This window comes from Persicimonas caeni (genome assembly GCF_006517175.1).
Lineage (GTDB): Bacteria > Myxococcota_A > Bradymonadia > Bradymonadales > Bradymonadaceae > Persicimonas > Persicimonas caeni.
This window is the reverse complement of sequence record NZ_CP041186.1, coordinates 2862555-2880686: the sequence shown is the minus strand read 5'-3', so window position 1 is coordinate 2880686 and position 18132 is coordinate 2862555. Positions and strand designations below refer to the sequence as shown.

Genomic DNA, 18132 nt, shown 5'->3' with positions numbered 1-18132 from the left:
AGTCGGTACTTCGCAGGGGGATATCTTCGTTTGGCCAACTTACACCATAGGAGGCCGACCTTCTAGGTCTGCTCATCCATCGTTCTACATCTCGAGGGTGTCGTTGACGTCGGCGTATTGCACCACGCGGTTGCGGCCCTGATGTTTGGCGGCGTACAGCGCCGAGTCGGCGCGGCCGATGAGTTCGTCGAGCTCGGCGCCGGGCTCGGACAGGGCGTAGCCGATGCTGACGGTGACCGACAGGAGTTGGTCTTGCTGCGCGATGCCCAGCGAGGCGACCGCGTTTCGCAGGCGCTCGGCGATGAGGTGGGCGGTTTGGGCCGAGTCGACGTGGCGGGCGAGCACGATGAACTCTTCGCCGCCGAAGCGGCCGAACAGGTCGGTGTCGCGCAACTGCCCGGCGCACGAGCGCGAGACCAGCTTGAGGACCTCGTCGCCCAGTTGGTGGCCGAAGGTGTCGTTGAAATCCTTGAAGTGATCGATGTCGAGCATCAGCAGCGCGATAGTCTCGTCGGCCGCCTGCGCCCCGGTGAGCCCGGCGCTGGCCAGCTCGAAGAAGCGCCGGCGGTTCAGGTAACCGGTCAGCGGGTCGCGATGCGCCCGGTTGACGAGTTGATCGAAGCGCCGGCTTCGGCCCAGCGCGATCCCGAGCTGAGCGCAGACCGGCTCGAGCGAGCGCAGCTTTTGCTCGCCCAGACGCACGGCGTCTTCGGCGCGTAGCACAAGCGCCCCCAACAGCTCGTCGTCGTGATCAATCCGCGCGGCGACCCACTCGCCGACCTCGGCCTCGCCGTAGAGCTCGCGCAGCGCGTCGACGGCCGCGGCTCCCGAGACCTCGTGCGTGCGCTCCCCGCTGAAGAGCGGGGCGAAGAGGCGGTTTTGCGCAGCCGACGGCACCGGCGCGCAGGGCTCCGGCAGGCGCGGGGATGCCCCCACGCAGGTCAGCGTCCCTTGGTCTTCGAGCCACAGCTCGACCCAGTCGCACGCGAACAAGTCGCCCAGGCTGTCGACCACCGAGTGGACGAACTGATCGGGCGTCAGCGCCTGATTGAGCCGCTCGGCCAGTCGCCGCGTCACATCGGCGCGCTCCTGGCGAGCGCGCGCCGTCTCGATCGCCTTTTCGATATCGCCGACCAACTCGACCATGTCGTGCGCGGAGTCGACGATCTTTCCCAGCTCGCGCTCGAGCCCGCTCTCCTCGGACACGAGCACTTCGGCGACCAACTCGCTGTAGCCCACGATGACGTTCATCGCGTTGCGCATGCGGTGGCTGAGCTTGGCGAGGTATTCGGGCTCGACCCCAGGGCTGGATTCGGGCGCGTCGACCAGCCCGCTCAAGCTGGTCTGGCGGCTCCACTCGCCCCCCTCTTTGTCGGGCTTGTTCTTTGTATCGCTCATTGCCGCGGTATCTTAACGCGAACGCCGCCGGTGGGCCACGCGTTTTTAATTGCGCCTAAACACTCCCCCAGATGTCGACCAACGGTCCCGCGTCGCCAAAGAGCGGATCTTTGTCGGGGGGGCCCACCCGCCGGATATTGTCGACCACCTCGGGGCGCTCGTCGGGAGCGCCGGTGTTCATGTCGTAGCTCTGGCCGCCGGGGTAGGCGCCCACCACCCGAAAGTCGCTGCTCGACTCGAGGCGCTTGTGGCCGGTGCCCGCCGGCAACACGACGGCGTCGCCCGCCTCGACCTCGAGCTCGACCCCCTCGGGCCCACCCAGCGCGAGCTTCGCGCGACCTGCCACGACTCCCAAGAACTCGTGGGTGTTGCTGTGATAGTGGTGATAGTCGAAGACCCCGTTGACCCACGTCCCCGCCCAGCCGTTGTCACCCAACCGGCTCTTGCAAAATCCCACCGGGTCGTCGCCGGTCGGGATCGCCCCCGGATACACCAACAGCGGGAACGTCGGGTTGTTGGGGATGCGCCCGTCATCGTCGAGCATATACGTGCGAACGTCGTCGGTGTCGAAATGCTCCATGGCTGTGCCTCCGAAAAGATGTGCGAGAGAATATGCGAAAAAGGAGGAATCACTCGCAACTCCAACCATAAGCACAACCGGCCCACCCCGTGAACGTTCTCGGCACCCACCATCTTGCACACCTCATCCGCACCCCATATCCTCCTCCCATGCCCGACACGCCCTTCAAATCCAACTTCGCCTTCCTGGCCGAGCACGACCCCCGACTGGCCGAAATCGGCCGCGAGGCCGAGCAGCTCGCCAGCATCAGCCCCACCGCCTGCATGATGCAGGTGCGCATGCTCGCCGAGCTCTTGGCCAAGGAGACCGCCGCCTATCTGGGGATCTACGTCGACGAGAGCACCTCGTTTTACGACCTGTTGCGCCGCCTCGAGCGCGAGGACGCGTTTCGCGACAATATCGACGACTTGTTCCACGAGGTGCGCATGAACGCCAACGACGTCGTCCACGGCGACGTCTATCTGGGCGACTCGCAGGGCGTGGCCAAACAATACCTGCGTCTGGTGCGCCGCATCTCCATCTGGTTTCACCGCTCGTTCGGCCGCGACCCGGGCTTCTCGGCGGGACCCTTCGTCGATCCGCCCGACTTGGCCTCGCAGCGCGAAGAGATCTTGGGCCAAAACCGCCACCTGCAAGAGGCGGTCGAGGACGCCGAAAAGGCGCTCGCCGAGGCCAACGCCCGCGCATCTCGCGCCCAGGAGCGCTACGCCGAAGCCGAGCAACTCCTCGAGCGGTTGCGCGAGGAGCGAAATGTGTTTCGCGAGTTCGCCATCGAGTACGAGACTCGGCTGGCCGAGCTTCGCGCCCGCGCCGACGCCGCCGGCCCCGCCGAGCGAAGCGCGCAGGCCGAGCGCATGCGCCGTGCGGGCGAGCAGGTCGAGCTCGACGACCGCGAGACCCGCGCGCTCATCGACGCCCAGCTGCGCATCCAGGGCTGGGGCGCCGACCACGAGGTGCTCCATTGGCAACACGGCGCTCGCCCCGAGCCGGGCAGGGCGCTGGCCATCGCCGACGTTCCCACCGCCGCGGGATTGGCCGACTACGTCCTTTTCGACGGTCTCACCCCGCTGGCCATCATCGAAGCCGAGCGCTGGGACGGCCCCGTCGAAGACGGCCTCGAGGAGGCCAAACTCCACAGCCGCGCCTGGGACTTGGCCGATTATGTCCCGCCAGCCGGAAGCCCGTGGGTGATCGATGGCCTCGATTACGAGGTGCCGTTCGTGTTCGCGTCCAACGGCCGCGAGTATATCGCCCGCTCGGACGCCGGCGGCGGAGTGCTCTTTCAGGACCTGCGTCACCCAATGGGTGATGTGAGAGCGCTCGACAGGTGGTTCGAGCCGGAGAGATTACGCGAGATTAGCACGGCTCATTGAAATTTTTTGTAACCTTTTGGCGGCCTCGTTCGTGTCCCCTGTGAGTATCGATGTCTCGACCCTCGCAAGAGGTTCTATGAAGACCGAACAAGCGGAGACCGACCGCAACCCAAACGCCCACCGCGTCGCCATCGTCGGCGGCCTCGCCGGGCTGCTCACCGCCAACCACCTCCTCGACCGTCAACGACCCGGTCAACCTACCGAACTCGTTCTCTTCGAGGCGAGCGCCCAACCTGGCGGACGCGCTCGAAGCTTGCAGCTTGGAGGCGCCAAGCCAGCGAAGCGTGCTTCTTCTACGGGACGTCTACGGCTTTTCGGTGCGCGACACCGCTCGCCTCGAGACGCTATTTCGCGACGACGTGCGCTTGGTCTCGGACGGCGGCGACGGCGAAGTTGTCGCATATCTAGACCTACCACCCACCACCCGGACTACTTAATCACCCGTACTACTCATTAGTACCTTGACCTCGTGTCGCTTATATGAGCCAATTCGCTCGCATTTTCGAAGTAGCTATTTCGTATCATTGGATCTTTTCGGGAGGAGTTGTGAGTAAGTACGCCATGAAATTTGCTGTATTGCTGATGGTCTGTATGGGCCTGATGCTCTCGGCGTGTTCGGACGACGACGCGGCCAATAACGACGCGCTGACCTGCGCGGCCGAGGAGACCGACTGCGACGGCGTGTGCGCCGACCTGCAGGCCGACGAGGCCAACTGCGGCGCCTGCGGCGTAAGCTGCGCCGGCGGCGAGGTCTGCGTCGAAGGCGTCTGCGAGGTGACCTGCCCGGGCAGTCAAGAGGTCTGCGCGGCCGGCGGTGATGCCGGCACGGCCTACTGCGCGAACTTCGACACCGACAACGCCAACTGCGGCGGGTGCGGAAACGTCTGCGCCGACGGTGAAGTCTGCTCCGACGGCGCCTGCGCGGCGACCTGCCAGCCGGGCCAGGACCTGTGCACCGACGCCAACGGCGACGCCTACTGCGCGAACTTCGACAGCGACAACGCCAACTGCGGCGGGTGCGGAAACGTCTGCGCCGACGGCGAAGTCTGCGCCGCCGGCACCTGCGCGGCGACCTGCCAGCCGGGCCAGGACCTGTGCAGCGATGACAACGGCGACGACTACTGCGCCAACTTCCAGACCGACAACGCCAACTGCGGCGCCTGTGGCAACGTCTGCGCCGAGGGCGAGGTCTGCGCGGCCGGAAGCTGCGAGACGACCTGCCAGCCCGACCAGGACCTGTGCACCGACGCCAACGGCGACGCCTACTGCGCGAACTTCCAGACCGACAACACCAACTGCGGCGACTGCGGCGTCGAGTGCGCCCAGGGCCAGGTCTGCTCGGCCGGAAGCTGCGGCACCACCTGCCAGCCCAACCAGGACCTGTGCACCGACGCCAACGGCGACCCCTACTGCGCGAACTTCCAGACCGACAACGACAACTGCGGCGCCTGCGGCAACGCCTGCACCCAGGGCGAAGTCTGCTCGGCCGGCGTCTGCGAGACGACCTGCCAGACCAGCCAGGACCTGTGCACCGACGCCAACGGCGACCCCTACTGCGCGAATTTCCAGACCGACAACGAGAACTGCGGCGCCTGCGGCAACGCCTGCGGCCTGGGCGAAGCCTGCGTGGCCGGAAGCTGCGAGACGACCTGCGGCGGCGGGCTGACCGTGTGCAACGACTACTGCGCCGACCTGGACAACGACCCGAGCAACTGCGGCTCCTGCAGCAACGCCTGCGCCTCGGGCGAGGTCTGCGTGGCCGGAAGCTGCGAGGTCAACTGCGGCTCGGGCCTGACCACCTGCACCGACCAGGTCACCGCCACCGACTACTGCGCCGACGTGACGAGCGACCGCGAGAACTGCGGCAGCTGCGGCAACGCCTGCAGCCAGAATCAGGACTGCGCCTCGAGCGCCTGTGAGGTCTGCACGCCCACCATCACGATGAAGTCGCCCTCGACCATCCCGTCGCTCCCCAGCGGCCTCAGAACCGTCTGCGGCAACAACGGCTGCCCGGTCGTCGAGTGCGGCAGCGCCGACTTCTGGCCCCTGAGCTACACCGACAACCGCCTGGCCACCAACGTCGTCGGCTTCGACGCCGCCGGCAACGTCTTCAAGCAGCAGGAGTTCAGCGGCGCGCGCTACATCCACAGCGCCACGAGCGACGCCGGCGCCCAGACGATCACCTACACCGGACAGGCCTACACGATCACCGTGCCCTGGTCGTATTACCGTTGAGCCTCACCGCTAAGAGCCGCGTCCCCCGCGGCTCGCCGGCACAAAAAAGCCCCCGCGACCGCCAGGCGGCCGCGGGGGCTTTGTCGTTTCAGATGAGTCGGATCACGGGCAGATGCCCGGGCCCTGGTAGCTCATCGGGGCCGTCTTGACCTCGTCGGTGGTGCGTGTCTGCCAGGCAGCCACGGCGCCGCGGTCGGTGACGATGATGCTCGAGTTGTCGAGGTTGGTCGCGTTCGGGGCGATGATCGAGTTGCTGCCCATCGTGCCAAGGTTGTTGGCGTCGAACGACGAGCCGACCAGCGTGGTTCCGGTGGTGCTCTCGATGACCCACACGACCGTCATGGCGTCGGCGTAGCCGTCACCATCGGTGTCGCGGCCGTCGACCGCCGGCGACAGGTGGTTGGCCGACGAGCTGGTCAGGTCGACCTTTGTGCCGGCGGTGCCGCTCGAGAAGTCCACAGGTGCAGCCACCAGCGCGTTGTTGCTTCCGCGCGCTTCGGGGAAGACCACCGTGACTTCGTTGCTGTCCGTCTGGAACAGGTCGTACTGGCCGGTGTCCTGGTCGGCAAAAGTGACCTCGAACGAGCCGCTGGCCACGCCGGTCGACGAGTAGTGCTTGCCGCGCAACTTCGGATCGTTGCCGGTGCCCCCGTCGGTGAACCAGGTCAGCAGCAGGCCGGAGTCGGTCGCCACAGAGCGCATGTAGATCCGCCCAAACAGGCCGCCGGTGCCCAAGTCGAGGGTCTGGGTGGAGTTGGCGCGGTCGTCGATGCGATAGATCAACCCGCCGACGATCGGCCCCAGGGTGATTGACGTGGTGCCCACGATGACGCCGCGGTCGTGGTAGGCGGCGCTCAGTGTGGTCAGCTCTTTGCCGACTTCGGTCTCCTCGAACAGCATCGAGCTCGACCCGCTGTTCGACAGCGTCGCGGTCAGCGGCTGGACATAGATCTCGACGACCTTGTCGTTGCCGCTGGTGTCGCTCGTCTCACCCCAGATGAGGTCGTAACCTTGCGCGGTGGCCACGACCGTCGAAGCGGTCGCATTGTTGACCGACTTGGTATACTTGCTTCCCACCGGGCTGCCCATGTCGTCGATGTGCTGGGCGGCGATGGACGTCTGGCTCTCCTCCCAGACCACCAGAGCGGCGGCATCGGCCGGAGCGCCGTTGGCCGGCTCGATCACCGTGGGACGGGCCGGGCCGAAGGCGCCCGAGTAGATGTAGTCGGAGCCGTCGCCCAACGTGGTGGCTGTAGGCTCGGAGTTATTGCCGGCCGCACCGCAGCAAACTTCGTCGGCGGTGCCGTCACAGTTGTTGTCCAGCCCGTCGCACATCCAACTCTCATCGGCCGAGCCGACATAGTCGGGGCCGAATTCGCTGGCGCCACAGGTGGCATAGCTGCCGTTGTCGCAGGTCGAGGTCTGCGCGCCGCTGCACACACCTTCTTGGGTGGCGCAGTCTTGGGCGACGACGTTGGCGCTGTCGACGTCTCCGTCACAGTCGTTGTCGACGCCGTCGCACACCTCGTCGGCGTCCGGGTTGATCGCCGCGTCGCTGTCATCGCAATCGCCGCCGGTCGTGATCGTGTCGGCCGGCTGCTCACACGCCTCGACGGCCGTGGCGTCGTCGCCATAGCCGTCGTCATCTTGGTCGGTGTAGTAGGTGGTGGTGTCGGTGGCGTCTTCGTCGACTTCACCGTCGCAGTCGTTGTCGATGCCGTCGCAAATCTCGACGCCACCTTCGGTTTCAGTACACGTATCGCCGCCGCCGGTATCCTCGTTGCCGGTATCTTCGTTGCCGGTGTCCTCGGTGCCGGCGTCCTCGGTGCCGGCGTCCTCGGTGCCAGCGTCGGCCTGGTTGTTGCTGTTGTTGCCGTTGCCCGGCTCGTCATCGCCACATCCGGCGAATACGAGCGCAGCTGCCAACAACACCGCAGCGAGCGAGCGTCTTCTCAAAAACTTCAAACTCATCCGTTCACACTCCTGTAAAGAACCACATAACAACATGGGCCACGACACTGAACTTATCGTGTCAGTGCTCTGGAAATCTCGTTGGCCCCCCCATTTATGTGTTGGGGTCAGGCGGCCATGCTAAGGGATTCGAAGGGGGCGTCAAGCTTCTATGCTAGACAGCGGCAAACTCGGAGTGTCGTCGGTGGAGTCCTCGGCCGGCGCCGCGCGCGTTGACCTCGGCGGGCGCCTCAGAAGAACCAGTTGAACCCACCCAGATGCTCGTGGACCGGATAGACCCCGTCGCTAAAGAAGACCCGCAACCGCGACGCCACGTACGCGTGCAGCCCGCCCCACACCCGAAACTGCACGAGCGGGCGGTTGTTGCTGCCGACCGCGCCGATCACCACCGACGCCTCGTCCTCGGCGGCGTCGAGCAGCCTGTTGGTGCGCGAGAAGTAGCTCGCCCCCACACCGAACCCAAACGACCAACGCTCCCCGAAGGCGACCGTCCGGTTGGCCGCGGCGAACAGGGTCAGCCCGCCTTCGTCGGTGGTCCAGTTGCGTCTCTCGATGCCCACGAGGCTGAAGGTCCAGACGGTGTCTGGCGCGGCGAGGTGTTGGTAGGCCCCGCCGAGCGAGAAGTCGGTCCAGAAGTTCTCCTGCGAGTCGAACCCAAACCCACCCAGGCCGCCATTGAGCAAGACGCGCCCCGAGGCCGACTCGTCGACCACAAACGAGCCGTACAGGGGAAAGCCCCAGTTGATGCGGTCGGTCACGCCCCACCGGAACAGGTAGGCTTCGGCGCCGAGCTCGCGGTAGTCGACCGCGTCGTCGAAGCGCGGACCGAGCGCGATCCGAAGCTGGACGGTCTCGTCGGGCAAGTGCTGGTCGTGCAGCAGGTAATCCGCCGCGCGCTGGCTCATCCGTTCGTCGGGCTCTTGGGCCGCCGCCGGGCTCGCTCCCGCAGACAACACGAGCAGACACGCGGCAGCAGCGACCGCGGTTTGAGCCGGAGCAGTGATTCGTTTTGGCATCTCGGGTTCCCCCTTTAGGCATTTACTCAAATGAAGACGGGCAGGGCGACAACGGACAGCATGGCAGGTCGGTTCGGTGCGGGGGCATCTTGCCCTCGTCGGCGAGAGCTGGAAGCACTCGCACCGAAAGCGCGCGATTTGTTCGGTGCGGGGGCATCTTGCCCTCGTCGGCGAGAGCTGGAAGCACTCGCACCGAAAGACGAAAGTCCTCCGTGTTTGCCTTAACGCGATCGCAGCCCTGCGCGCTAGGGAGGAATGTCGCCTCATGCGAGCGCGCCGTGCAACTCCGCCTCGCCGTCCAACGCGGTGACGTATCTCCAGAAGACGTACTCGACCCAGCTGACCGACTCGGCGTCGAGCCGGGAGGTCAGCACCGCCCAGGGGAGCTGGCCGGCGTTGTCGAAGCCGGCGGCCTGGGCGAGCCGCTCGATGTGGCGGTCGTGCATGGAGGTGCGGTAGCCGAGGTTCTTGGCGAGGTGGCGGCAGCTGGTCGGGCCGATCCCCTTGAAGCGCTGCAGAGACTTGGGCCCCTTCTCGCGAAGCTCGTCGATCACCCCGTCGATGCCGTGTTGGGCGACGTAGTCGAAGGCGTCGAAGATGCCGGCGACCTTGGCCCGGTGTCCGAACCGCTCCAACACGGCGGCCTCGCGCTGGGCGCGCTCCTGGGCAGTGAGGCGGGGTTGGGCGTAGTCCAGGTAGGGGGCGATGGCCGCCTCGATGCTTTGCACCGCCGCCGAGGAGAGGCTGGCGGCCACAATCACGTGGGTGATTTCGCGCAGGAACTCCCCCGCGGTCACGCTGTCGGGGCTGCGCTCGGTATAGGCGTAGGCCGGCGCGTCGCCCGTCTCCTCGTCGTAGGCTTTCACCTCGCGCTCCAACTGCGGAAAGAGGCGCGCGAGGGTACTCAAATTGTCGGATTGCTGGGGCGTCAAGGGCGACCTTCGGTGGAGTTTCCCGTCCTGCGTTGGCACTGCCTGTGTGAATAGTGCTGAATGTGACGTCTTACAAGTCCCTTGCGCCCATCCGCCCCCACGCGCGGGCCTACAGAGCCTGCGGGGCTCAATCGTCCGGCTCACACACCCTCGCCCCGTCGGTGCGGGGGGCGTCGGTGCACTCGGAGTTGCTCGGGCAGTCGCGGTCGTCGCGGCAGGTGAGCAGGCAACGCAGTTGGCCGCCGTGGATCTTCTTGCACGCCGTGTACGCCGGGCACTCGTCGGTCCAGCCCTCCCGGCTGCACGGCGCGGTGCAGTAGCCCGGGTCCGTGCGGGTGTAGCACATGCCCGTCTCGCAGTGGGCGTCGCGCTCACACGCGTTCGCCACGCCGGCGGAGTCGTCGTCACCGCAGGAGACCAAAAAGAGCGACATCGTCAGAGCCAACAGAAGTTTCTTCACAAGAGACCTGCATTTAGGGAAACCCAACGGGCGTTTGTCCTAGATTAGCGCAATCGGCGAGCGCTTCCCAGCCGTCCGAGCCGAGCTAAGTAACTGCACGGAGATTGTGCGGGAAAGCTCGGCGAGCAATCGGCGGCAAGCACAAGGAGACAGCCCGCAGGCGATGCCAGCGGCATCGTCGAGGGATGGCGACGCAGTGATTGGCGTCGAGAGCCGCCGAGATGACCGACAGAATCTTCGTGTAGTTACTTAAACAAGCCGCGTTGGATGAGGCGAGGCGCCTAAAGGAGACGAACGGGCATTGTCTTCATCCGTAGGTCGTGGTGGACTGGTGCAAATCATCGAGGAGAACATCATGAGCGAAACCAACCTTGTCATTCGCCCGGTCGACGACGCCGATTTAGCGGCGGTCGCCGAGATCGCCCGACACACGCTGCGCGACTTCGTCGTCGAATCCGGCGGCGACGCCGACCTCTTCAACGTCGACTTTCTGCGCTCGACGCTGGACGCCTCGACGATCCTCGTCGCCGTCGACGACGACGAAGACCAAGTCGTGGGCTACCTCCAATTCCAACTGCGCCCGCCCACCCTCATCGTCAACGGCGCCGCCATGCGCCCCGCCTGGCAACGCCGAGGCGTGGGCACCCGCCTGTTTGGCCGCGCGGTCGAACGGGCCACCGAAGCCGACTGCACCCGCGTCGACATCTCCGTGCAGCCGGCCAACGAATCGGTCTACCAACTGTACCTGCGCCTGGGCTTCGCCGAGGGCGACAACCCCACCGGCTGGAATCAGGAGCTGAGCATGGACATCGACCGCGCCCGGCGACTCCTCGCCGAACGCCAGTCTGCTCCCACGCTGTCCGAGTCGTGATGCTCGTCCCCGTCGTCGACGGCGCCACGGAGCCGCGGGCAGACAGAGGTCAACGCTATGCTACAAAAGGCTCTCCAGGGGATGCTCGCCGCCGTCGCGCTGCTCATCTTCCTCCCGATGACGTACATCGTCGTCACCGCCACCATCGGCCACCTCTCCGCCCGATGGAAGACCGCCGAGCTGTGTGAGCAGGTAGACGAGGGCGACGCCGCGCACGCGACGGTGCAGCTTTTTGTCGAGCACTCCTGCAGCTTCTCCGAAGACGAACGACCCCGATTCCCCACGTGGTGCATCCACGACGACCAAGGCGCGTCGAAGTGCTTCTCCGAGTGCCCCGCCATGAGCCCCGTCGTGCCGCAGCAAGGAGAGGTGTCGTACACCCAACTGGGCGCCCACCTCGAGCGATACACCTGCGCGGTCAACTTCGACGAGGGGCGTGTTTTGTCCAAGGAGTGGTATGGGTGGTGGGGGTGAGGGCGGCGAAGACGATCCCAGTCATGTTGCTCGCTCCTCCCCCGTCGTCGTACCCTTATATCCCCAAAAGTGAGTCCACGATGCTTGTCACCTGCAACAACTGCGGCACCGAACTCGCCGAGGAAGACGCCTCGACGAGCATGATCGGCTGGCTGTGCCCCGAATGCGCCGCCGCGCGACCGGCGAGCGCCGACCTCGAGCAGACCTACCGCAACGGCGCTCTCTACAGCGCCGTGTGCGCCGCAGTATCCTGGTTCTTCAACCCCTTCGCCGTGCTGAGCATCGCCGCAGCGATCCTCGCCATGCGCACCCTCTCCTTGCCGACCAAGCTCGACGAGGACGAGCGCGCCCCTCTGCAACAGATGCCATGGGTGAAATGGGTCGCCGCCGGCAGCGCCCTCGCGGCGCTAGCCCCCCTGGCGGCGAAGGCCGCTGGGTCGTTGATGGCGATGTAGGTCGGCTGCCCGCGTGGGGTGTGCCTGGTTGCAGGAAACGCCGTCTCACACCGCTCGGAGGGAGATGCACATCCGCCCGAGGCGGTCAATTGAGCAGGGCCGACGAACTGGGAGCCCCTTGTGGGTGGAAAGGAGCTTGTAGCTAAGAGTTAGCGAGGCGGCCAACGGGCGCCGAGAGTTGCCCGTAGCGGGGGGAGATAATCCGATTACCGAAAACTAATCCAAGCAGGTTGCACCCCCACCCTCATCGTCGTACGCTACTACCCACACGCTTCCGAACATCTAACGGGGAAGCGCCGCACCACGTCGGTCACACAGATTGCGCGTGGTCGAGTACTTGGTCGTAGGTGAGCAGTGCCTGATGTCCGACATCTCCTGCAATTCGAACTCGGGCGAGTCTCCGGTCTTGGAGACCAAGCACCGAGAATCAAGACCTGTACTTTCGATACTGCGGAACTACCAGCCGATGCGCTTGGCGCATTTGGGCTGCAAGAACAGAACTCCGAGAACCTTGGCCCGGATATCGGCACCGCCACCGATAGCCGCGACGTCTCGTGGATGCGCTACGAGGAAACTCAGGCGCTCGCCGATATTGGCGAGTGCTCCGAGCCTCCATGCCCACCAATTTGGTTCGATGTCGACGACCGCATCGCCGGCCACTGTCTGGGCAAGCTGCAAAAAGCTAGCGAAGACGACACCTTCACCTACCTTGCACCGACCACGACAGAGAGCTGCAGCGGTGTGCCAAGAGGTCGTGTGGGCTCATTTGCTGCTGAGGATCTGTGGCTGCTGGCGCGGTATTTCCCGAACGTCGACCGGTTGAGCGACACACAGCATGTGTTGGATGTGCTCGTTGCGAGGCTGAGAACAATGAGGCGTGGGTGGTGGAGGAGATGAGGTAGGAGAGCCGTCGATGATGTGCCGCCAGCTTGGCGGCTTGAAGTACTAAGATTGCAAGTATGGCTGCCGGGGCCCCAGAGACTCACGCGTAGCGGTTCCGACATACAAATGTTGAAGATCAACGCAGTTGTTGTGTTGGTGCAATGGTTGATTGGATTGACTAAAGTTTGTGTGAGTCAAACGATGAGTAAGCAAGGTTCAGACGAATCTTCGGACGACGTATCCTATCTGCTCTCACACCCGCTCGTGCTGCATGCTGCATGGCGGAAGCTTCAGAGTTGGTATCGTTTCGGCGAGATCCGCAATGAAGCCGACTTCATCGAGTGGCAACTCGCTCCGGAGTCGCGACTCGAGGAACTCGGCAAAGAGCTAGCAACCGGGACCTACGAACCGTCGCTGTTTCCACTGGTCCCATATCCAAAAAAAGGAGGAATGCTTCGGCATTACACAGCACCTAGGACAAAGGACCAGGTGGCTTTCATCGTGTTTGGAGTGTTGCTGGCACCGGTGATGGAGGCGGTCATGCCGAACTTCTCCTTCGGCAATCGCTGGTTCCGCGGAATCTTCCGGGACAATCGCGAGGCAGAACCAAAGTGGAAAGATCGGGGGTTCTCTTTATCGGATAGTCGGCTGTACCAGCCGTATGCCCGAGCATTTGGGCTTTATCGGCGAGTTGCCCATTGGAGCACGGCTGCAAAAGTCTCGGCGAAGATCAGTCAAAGTGGCGCAACCGGTGATGCGCTTACGCCAGACGACTACCCGTACGAGAAGCTCCCTCCCTTTGTTCGTGAAAAGTGGTGGGGGCGTTACGGCCAAGGTGGCTCAAAGAAGGCGTACTGGACGAGTCTGGACCTTCGCCTTGCTTTTCCAACGGTCTGTATTGAAGAGCTCCGCAATCGGTTTAGGTCGGTGCTGTGCGATGAACCAGTAATTTCGCCAAATAGTCTCACGAATCTCGAACATCGCGATTTTGGTGTTCGCGATATATCGGAGGCCACGAGCGAAACTATGACGGGTTATCCAGCCGACATTCGGTCAAGGCTTGAAACGCGCGCTACATGTCAGCGCCTTGCGGATACACTTTGCGACCTTCTGCAGAAGATCCGTTACCGCACACCGGACCCGAAGACGCCACTGTCGATTTGGGACGATTGCTGGAAGCCTCCACATATTACCCATGAGCTGCCGATACAGGATGGTTCGAACCATCCGGGGCTACCCACCGGTTTGGCACTTTCGAACTTCCTTCTTAACGTCTACCTGACGCCGCTCGATTGGCACTATTTGAGTTGGCTCGATGAACGTGTTGCTGAGCCAAAACCAGATTGCTCTATCTTTCTGAGATTCGCGGACGACATGCTGTTGGTCGCGCCGAGTCGTAAAATGCTTCTCGAGGGAATCGACATGCTCTGGGAGGGTATTGCCGCTGAGAGCAAGAAAGCAGAGCCATCAAAGCTCGGTGAGCCGGGCTCGAATGGCAAATGCTCCAACCTACGGCTCAATTGGGCAAAAATCGGGCCGGAGCCTGTTAAGGAGGTGATCGATAAGTACCTCGAGGATGGGAGTACGGCGGCGAAGCAATGCGACGAATGTGAAGAGTTTTATGTAGGCACGCAAAACCCCGACCTGGTCGGCGAACAGGTGCTGGCCGACGGGCCGGCTCCGAAACCGGAAGCGGCAATAACCGAAGAAGAGCCGGCAGAGCTGAAGGATACGCCTAGTCAGGGGGAGTTGACTAGTGTCCGCGCCGACGACGCCTCGCAAGCGTGTCCTGGATTGAGCGACTGGTTCAAAGACGCCGATAGCGATGCGTTTGACAGGTTCAACGATCCCTACGGCGAGCATGTGTTGCGCAAGGAGAAGCTAGGGCCGTTTGTGACCTACTTGGTCGAACGGATGAGTGACCTCTCGCGCGAGGGCTTCGAAGAGCGCTTTGGGCAACCCGCGCGGGATCGGCTTGTTGATCTCCACGAACTGATTCGATTTGACTTCGACGACGAGCAAGTGCGCGAAGACACACGGCGTGCTTTCGCCGCAAACCGCCTCGTTCGCGCGTGGCTCCCGGAGGAAGATGTCGAAGAGGATTCTAGGCAGATTCTCGAGATTCGACGGTCCGTGCGACAGGCGATGTTTGAGAGTCCTTGGAAGTTCAGTTTGTGGCGGGCGGTCATCAGAGCTGCCGTACGTCGTCCGATGGCCGGTGAATATGATGCACTCGATGAGCGCGAGCGCGCAACGGAGTGGTTGATCGAAATTCTGAATGATATTCGGCTTCCATCTCCGAAGGAAGATGAAAAAGATTGGCAAGAGGATTGGGCGGCGCGCTGGTATGCCGGCGGAAAAAAACGGGCATGTGGCAACGATTCTGTGACCGGTGAGCGCGTCCATTTGGTCGTTTCCTTTCTTCGCGCCCACTTCTGGAGTTGTCTCGGCCAAGCCATCGCTGCGCTGCGCTATGAGGAATTGCGGCGTATCGAAGCGGCCGATCCGTCCACGTGGTCGCCGCTCGAGAAGTCCTCTCCCAGATCGCGCTCCTGGTTGTTTCGAGCCGTACCCAGTTCGGAAATTCCGCGACTCCTCGAGTGGCTGGGTGATTTCGACCGATGGGCGGAAGTCCTGTACCCAGGTTTCGACGTAAACTCGCCTTGGGGAATCCGGCCGTGGGAGGCGTCCGCGATATGTCAAGCGGTGCTTGCGGCGACAACCCGCGCGACGGTGGCTCGTTCCTGTATCGCTACTGTGAGTGGCAATCCTTTCCTGACAATTGCTCACGCAAAAGCGCACGACGAACTATCTGAACTGCGTCTTCCCGATCACGAGGCATTGTTTCAACACCAAGGCGTGACGCGGGCAATCCTACGCCAGGATGGCCGGTTAGTCGCGCGGGACGCAGATGCTGCTGAAATCAACCCGTGGGTTCTCTTGAAACTCGTACCGTCACCAGACAACTCTCCCCCTGCCGAGATTCAAGAGGCCCTGGCAGAGTTGGGGAAGTCGAAAGAGGGGATTGCCCTCGCAAGACGTTTGGGATGGTTGCTCCACGTGCCCGCCGAAGCCGCGCGAAGTTGGTATGAGGACGGTGGTGAGGAGGGCAAGGAGCCTCAGTTTCAGACGCAGCTGCTTACGTCGATTTTCGAGGGTGCTGGCGGAGAGTTCCATTCTCTCGAGGCGTATCACGCGCTGCACACTTACGCAGATGTTCGGCTTCTGCTTCATTCGCTAAACTTGCATCGGCCAGGTCACCAGACGGGTCTGTTTTCCGAGACAAAACCTACCGTTCACCGGGTACTGTGGGGAAGAGCAACGTCGCACGACTCGCTCACGGGTTGGCGGCTCAACTTGCCCGAGGCAGCTGCGATTGGGCTTCCCATGCGGATCGCGCTGGCAATGTTTCGCGAGGCAATCTCAGCACCTTCGGTCGACGAGTCAGAACAGGCTCATGCCAGCGAATACCCACCTACGTGGCTGGTTGCTCGGTCGGAAGATGAGTCCAATGACAACAGGCTGCACAATGCGCCTGAGAAGATCCTTGCTCAGGGGCGCAGACACCAGCGCGGAGAAAGTCGTTCTATTCTCGAAGATGTGAGTCCGAAGAGTTGGATCGCCACTTCGAGTCGCCCCGAGGACTGGGAGATCTTGCCACACCCGCTCTACTTTCTGCCGTTAGTTCTCAAAAAACCTGCAAGGCGCGATGGGTTTTGGGCGAATTATGAAACCTGGGTTCACGCGCTACACTTTTTCGTCTGTGTCGAAGGCTCCGAACGCTTCCTCGACAGAGTCTTTGACAATGGCTTTGGAGTTGTCCCCTTTGCGGATCGCTGGTGGCTGCGTAGACGCGTTCATCTCACGCCCGAGACATGGCGCTTAGTTGAAGCGCTGCTCCGTTGGCTAGAAGATGGCGGCGGCGAACTAAAAAGGCAACAGACCAAGCTGGATAACGACCCTCTCCAAAATCTCATCGACCGGTTAGACGCGCTCGACTTGGACCGAGCTGGTGCGCGAGATTTCCTATACGAGAGAGTCGACGTTCGGCTCGAAGCGAATGAAGACTTCGAGGAAGTAAGGTCGATTTGTGGGTTCCCTCCGCCGCCAGTTGATAAACGGATTCTGCCGGAAAAACTGAGGCTCGGTTCGTTGGAGAAGTTGGCCGATGAGTTGCCAGTAAGAATCGGCCAAATCGACGCCAGCCCGGATTGGAGTACACTCAGACGTCGCTTCCCAGCGCTGTCACGGCGCGAAATACAGGAGGTATGCCATCAGATTTGGTCCACTGCGATGCGCGAGGCCGACGGGAAGAGTACCCTCGCCGGTTCCTCCGAGGGATTAATCGTCTTTCCTGAGCTTGTCGTCCCAACCACTGAGACCGGCTACCTCCGCTCCATCGTTCGTCAGACCGGGCGCAGTGTTCTCGCAGGTTTAGTTTGGAGCCCGTTGAGGTGCGTGACACCGCCGCACGTGACGTCGACTATTAGCAAGCGTTTTCTCGTCAACGAGGCGGTGTTGATCGTTCCGATGACCCACGAGCAAACACATGGATATCGGCTCACTCGAGAGTTCCGCATTCGAAAGCCGACGCCGGCGCATCTGGAGCATGGATTCACGCAGGCTCTAAATGCGACGATCAAGTCGAGTTCAAAGAAAACGACCTCTTTTGAGGTTCTGCCGGGTCGCAAATGGTACCGGTTTCTTCATCCCAAGTGGGGTGACTTTTCTGTCGGCATCTGTGCGGATCTTCTAGACCCGACGCCGTGGATGAATCTTCGTGGTGAGGTTCTGCACCTCGTTCTCAGTGCGTTCAACAAGGATGTAGACCTCTACGATAAGCTAAGTTGGGTGCGGGCGTACGAAAGCTACGCCAATGTTGTCGTGACGAATCACGGCTCATACGGCGGGTCGTTCGCCTGGTCTCCGAGGCACTCGCAGCGCAAGGAAATCGCGCGAATTCGCGGCAACAACCTGCACGTGGTCGCTGACGTGGAGTTTCCGGTGCGGGCGTTGAAGGAGGCTCAACAAAACGGCGTGGAGTGGGCTGTGGAGAGGAGCAAGAGACAGTGGATGGGAGAGACGCTGCCTGATGGTGGCAACTTCAAATCCCCGCCGCCAGGGTTTGGGGAGCGTGATGACTAGGCGAAGCGCATTAGTCGAATTTCGCGCTAAAATTCGACAGTAGCGGGACAGCTGGGTGTCGGCGTTGGGTCAATTTTCGGCTGAAAGGATACGTGGATGGTTTTTGCAAATCATGGCTTCCGGTTTCGGAATCACAAGTGTTTTGGTGAGGAATGGCAGGGCTTCGAACGTATCTATCCGGTCAACGTCATCATTGGGAAGAACAGCGCCGGCAAGTCAAGCTTGCTCGACTTGGTCGAGCGAGCGCTTGCAGGAGGGGCTTGGGGCCACGATGTCTCCACCGAGCTTCCGCGGGAGTTGCGGCTGCATAAGAAGCTAACGGTGGAGGATATCAATGCCG

General features: G+C 62.8%; 14 protein-coding genes and 1 pseudogene. 9 read left to right on the top strand and 6 right to left on the bottom strand.

Translation table 11 applies throughout. The features are described 5' to 3' along the window. Window positions 1-84: 84 nt before the first annotated feature. Both FIV42_RS10595 and FIV42_RS10590 read right to left on the bottom strand, forming a co-directional pair. Window positions 85-1398 (bottom strand): diguanylate cyclase, encoded by a 1314-nt coding sequence (locus FIV42_RS10595; protein ID WP_141197654.1) that lies wholly within the window; start codon window positions 1396-1398, stop codon window positions 85-87. A gap of 55 nt (window positions 1399-1453) precedes the next feature. Continuing rightward, window positions 1454-1978, bottom strand: coding sequence for a cupin domain-containing protein (locus FIV42_RS10590; protein ID WP_141197653.1), 525 nt, complete (start codon window positions 1976-1978; stop codon window positions 1454-1456). Between the two features lie 149 nt (window positions 1979-2127). Here FIV42_RS10590 and FIV42_RS10585 point away from each other — a divergent pair, with 149 nt between their 5' ends. The 4 genes and pseudogenes from FIV42_RS10585 (at window position 2128) to FIV42_RS10575 (ending at window position 5586) form a co-directional block, all read left to right on the top strand. Continuing rightward, window positions 2128-3351 (top strand): DUF4145 domain-containing protein, encoded by a 1224-nt coding sequence (locus tag FIV42_RS10585; protein WP_141197652.1) that lies wholly within the window; start codon window positions 2128-2130, stop codon window positions 3349-3351. Between the two features lie 76 nt (window positions 3352-3427). Then, window positions 3428-3607: pseudogene (locus FIV42_RS31415) on the top strand (NAD(P)-binding protein); the annotation flags it as partial. Window positions 3608-3635: 28 nt separating this feature from the next. After that, a complete protein-coding gene (locus FIV42_RS30895) occupies window positions 3636-3788 on the top strand; it encodes a hypothetical protein (protein WP_246099088.1) in 153 nt (50 codons plus the stop codon). 124 nt (window positions 3789-3912) lie between these two features. After that, on the top strand, window positions 3913-5586 hold the full coding sequence (locus FIV42_RS10575) for a hypothetical protein (protein ID WP_168210546.1): 1674 nt from the start codon (window positions 3913-3915) through the stop codon (window positions 5584-5586). A 102-nt stretch (window positions 5587-5688) separates the two neighbouring features. On the opposite strand, the gene FIV42_RS10570 is transcribed toward FIV42_RS10575, so the two are convergent. The 4 genes from FIV42_RS10570 to FIV42_RS10555 all read right to left on the bottom strand — a co-directional run bounded on the left by FIV42_RS10570 (window position 5689) and on the right by FIV42_RS10555 (window position 9965). Then, window positions 5689-7557: a putative metal-binding motif-containing protein gene (locus FIV42_RS10570; protein WP_187027622.1), complete on the bottom strand. Its 1869-nt coding sequence runs from the start codon at window positions 7555-7557 to the stop codon at window positions 5689-5691. Between the two features lie 230 nt (window positions 7558-7787). Further along, the gene (locus FIV42_RS10565) at window positions 7788-8573 is read right to left on the bottom strand and encodes a hypothetical protein (RefSeq protein WP_141197648.1); all 786 of its coding nucleotides are present in this window, start codon (window positions 8571-8573) and stop codon (window positions 7788-7790) included. Window positions 8574-8836: 263 nt separating this feature from the next. Continuing rightward, entirely contained in the window at window positions 8837-9505 is a 669-nt protein-coding gene (locus tag FIV42_RS10560; RefSeq protein WP_168210545.1) for a hypothetical protein, read from the bottom strand. A gap of 127 nt (window positions 9506-9632) precedes the next feature. Continuing rightward, on the bottom strand, window positions 9633-9965 hold the full coding sequence (locus tag FIV42_RS10555; RefSeq protein ID WP_141197646.1) for a hypothetical protein: 333 nt from the start codon (window positions 9963-9965) through the stop codon (window positions 9633-9635). Window positions 9966-10320: 355 nt separating this feature from the next. On the opposite strand from FIV42_RS10555, the gene FIV42_RS10550 reads away from it, so the two are divergent. The 5 genes from FIV42_RS10550 to FIV42_RS10530 all read left to right on the top strand — a co-directional run bounded on the left by FIV42_RS10550 (window position 10321) and on the right by FIV42_RS10530 (window position 17792). After that, window positions 10321-10836 (top strand): GNAT family N-acetyltransferase, encoded by a 516-nt coding sequence (locus FIV42_RS10550; protein ID WP_141197645.1) that lies wholly within the window; start codon window positions 10321-10323, stop codon window positions 10834-10836. Window positions 10837-10893: 57 nt separating this feature from the next. Further along, complete coding sequence (locus tag FIV42_RS10545) at window positions 10894-11310, top strand: hypothetical protein (protein ID WP_141197644.1); 417 nt, start codon at window positions 10894-10896, stop codon at window positions 11308-11310. Between the two features lie 80 nt (window positions 11311-11390). Then, complete coding sequence (locus tag FIV42_RS10540) at window positions 11391-11765, top strand: hypothetical protein (RefSeq protein WP_141197643.1); 375 nt, start codon at window positions 11391-11393, stop codon at window positions 11763-11765. Between the two features lie 354 nt (window positions 11766-12119). Further along, a complete protein-coding gene (locus tag FIV42_RS10535; protein WP_141197642.1) occupies window positions 12120-12662 on the top strand; it encodes a hypothetical protein in 543 nt (180 codons plus the stop codon). 111 nt (window positions 12663-12773) lie between these two features. After that, window positions 12774-17792, top strand: a complete 5019-nt coding sequence (locus tag FIV42_RS10530; protein ID WP_141197641.1) for a reverse transcriptase family protein — start codon at window positions 12774-12776, stop codon at window positions 17790-17792. Window positions 17793-18132: the final 340 nt, after the last annotated feature.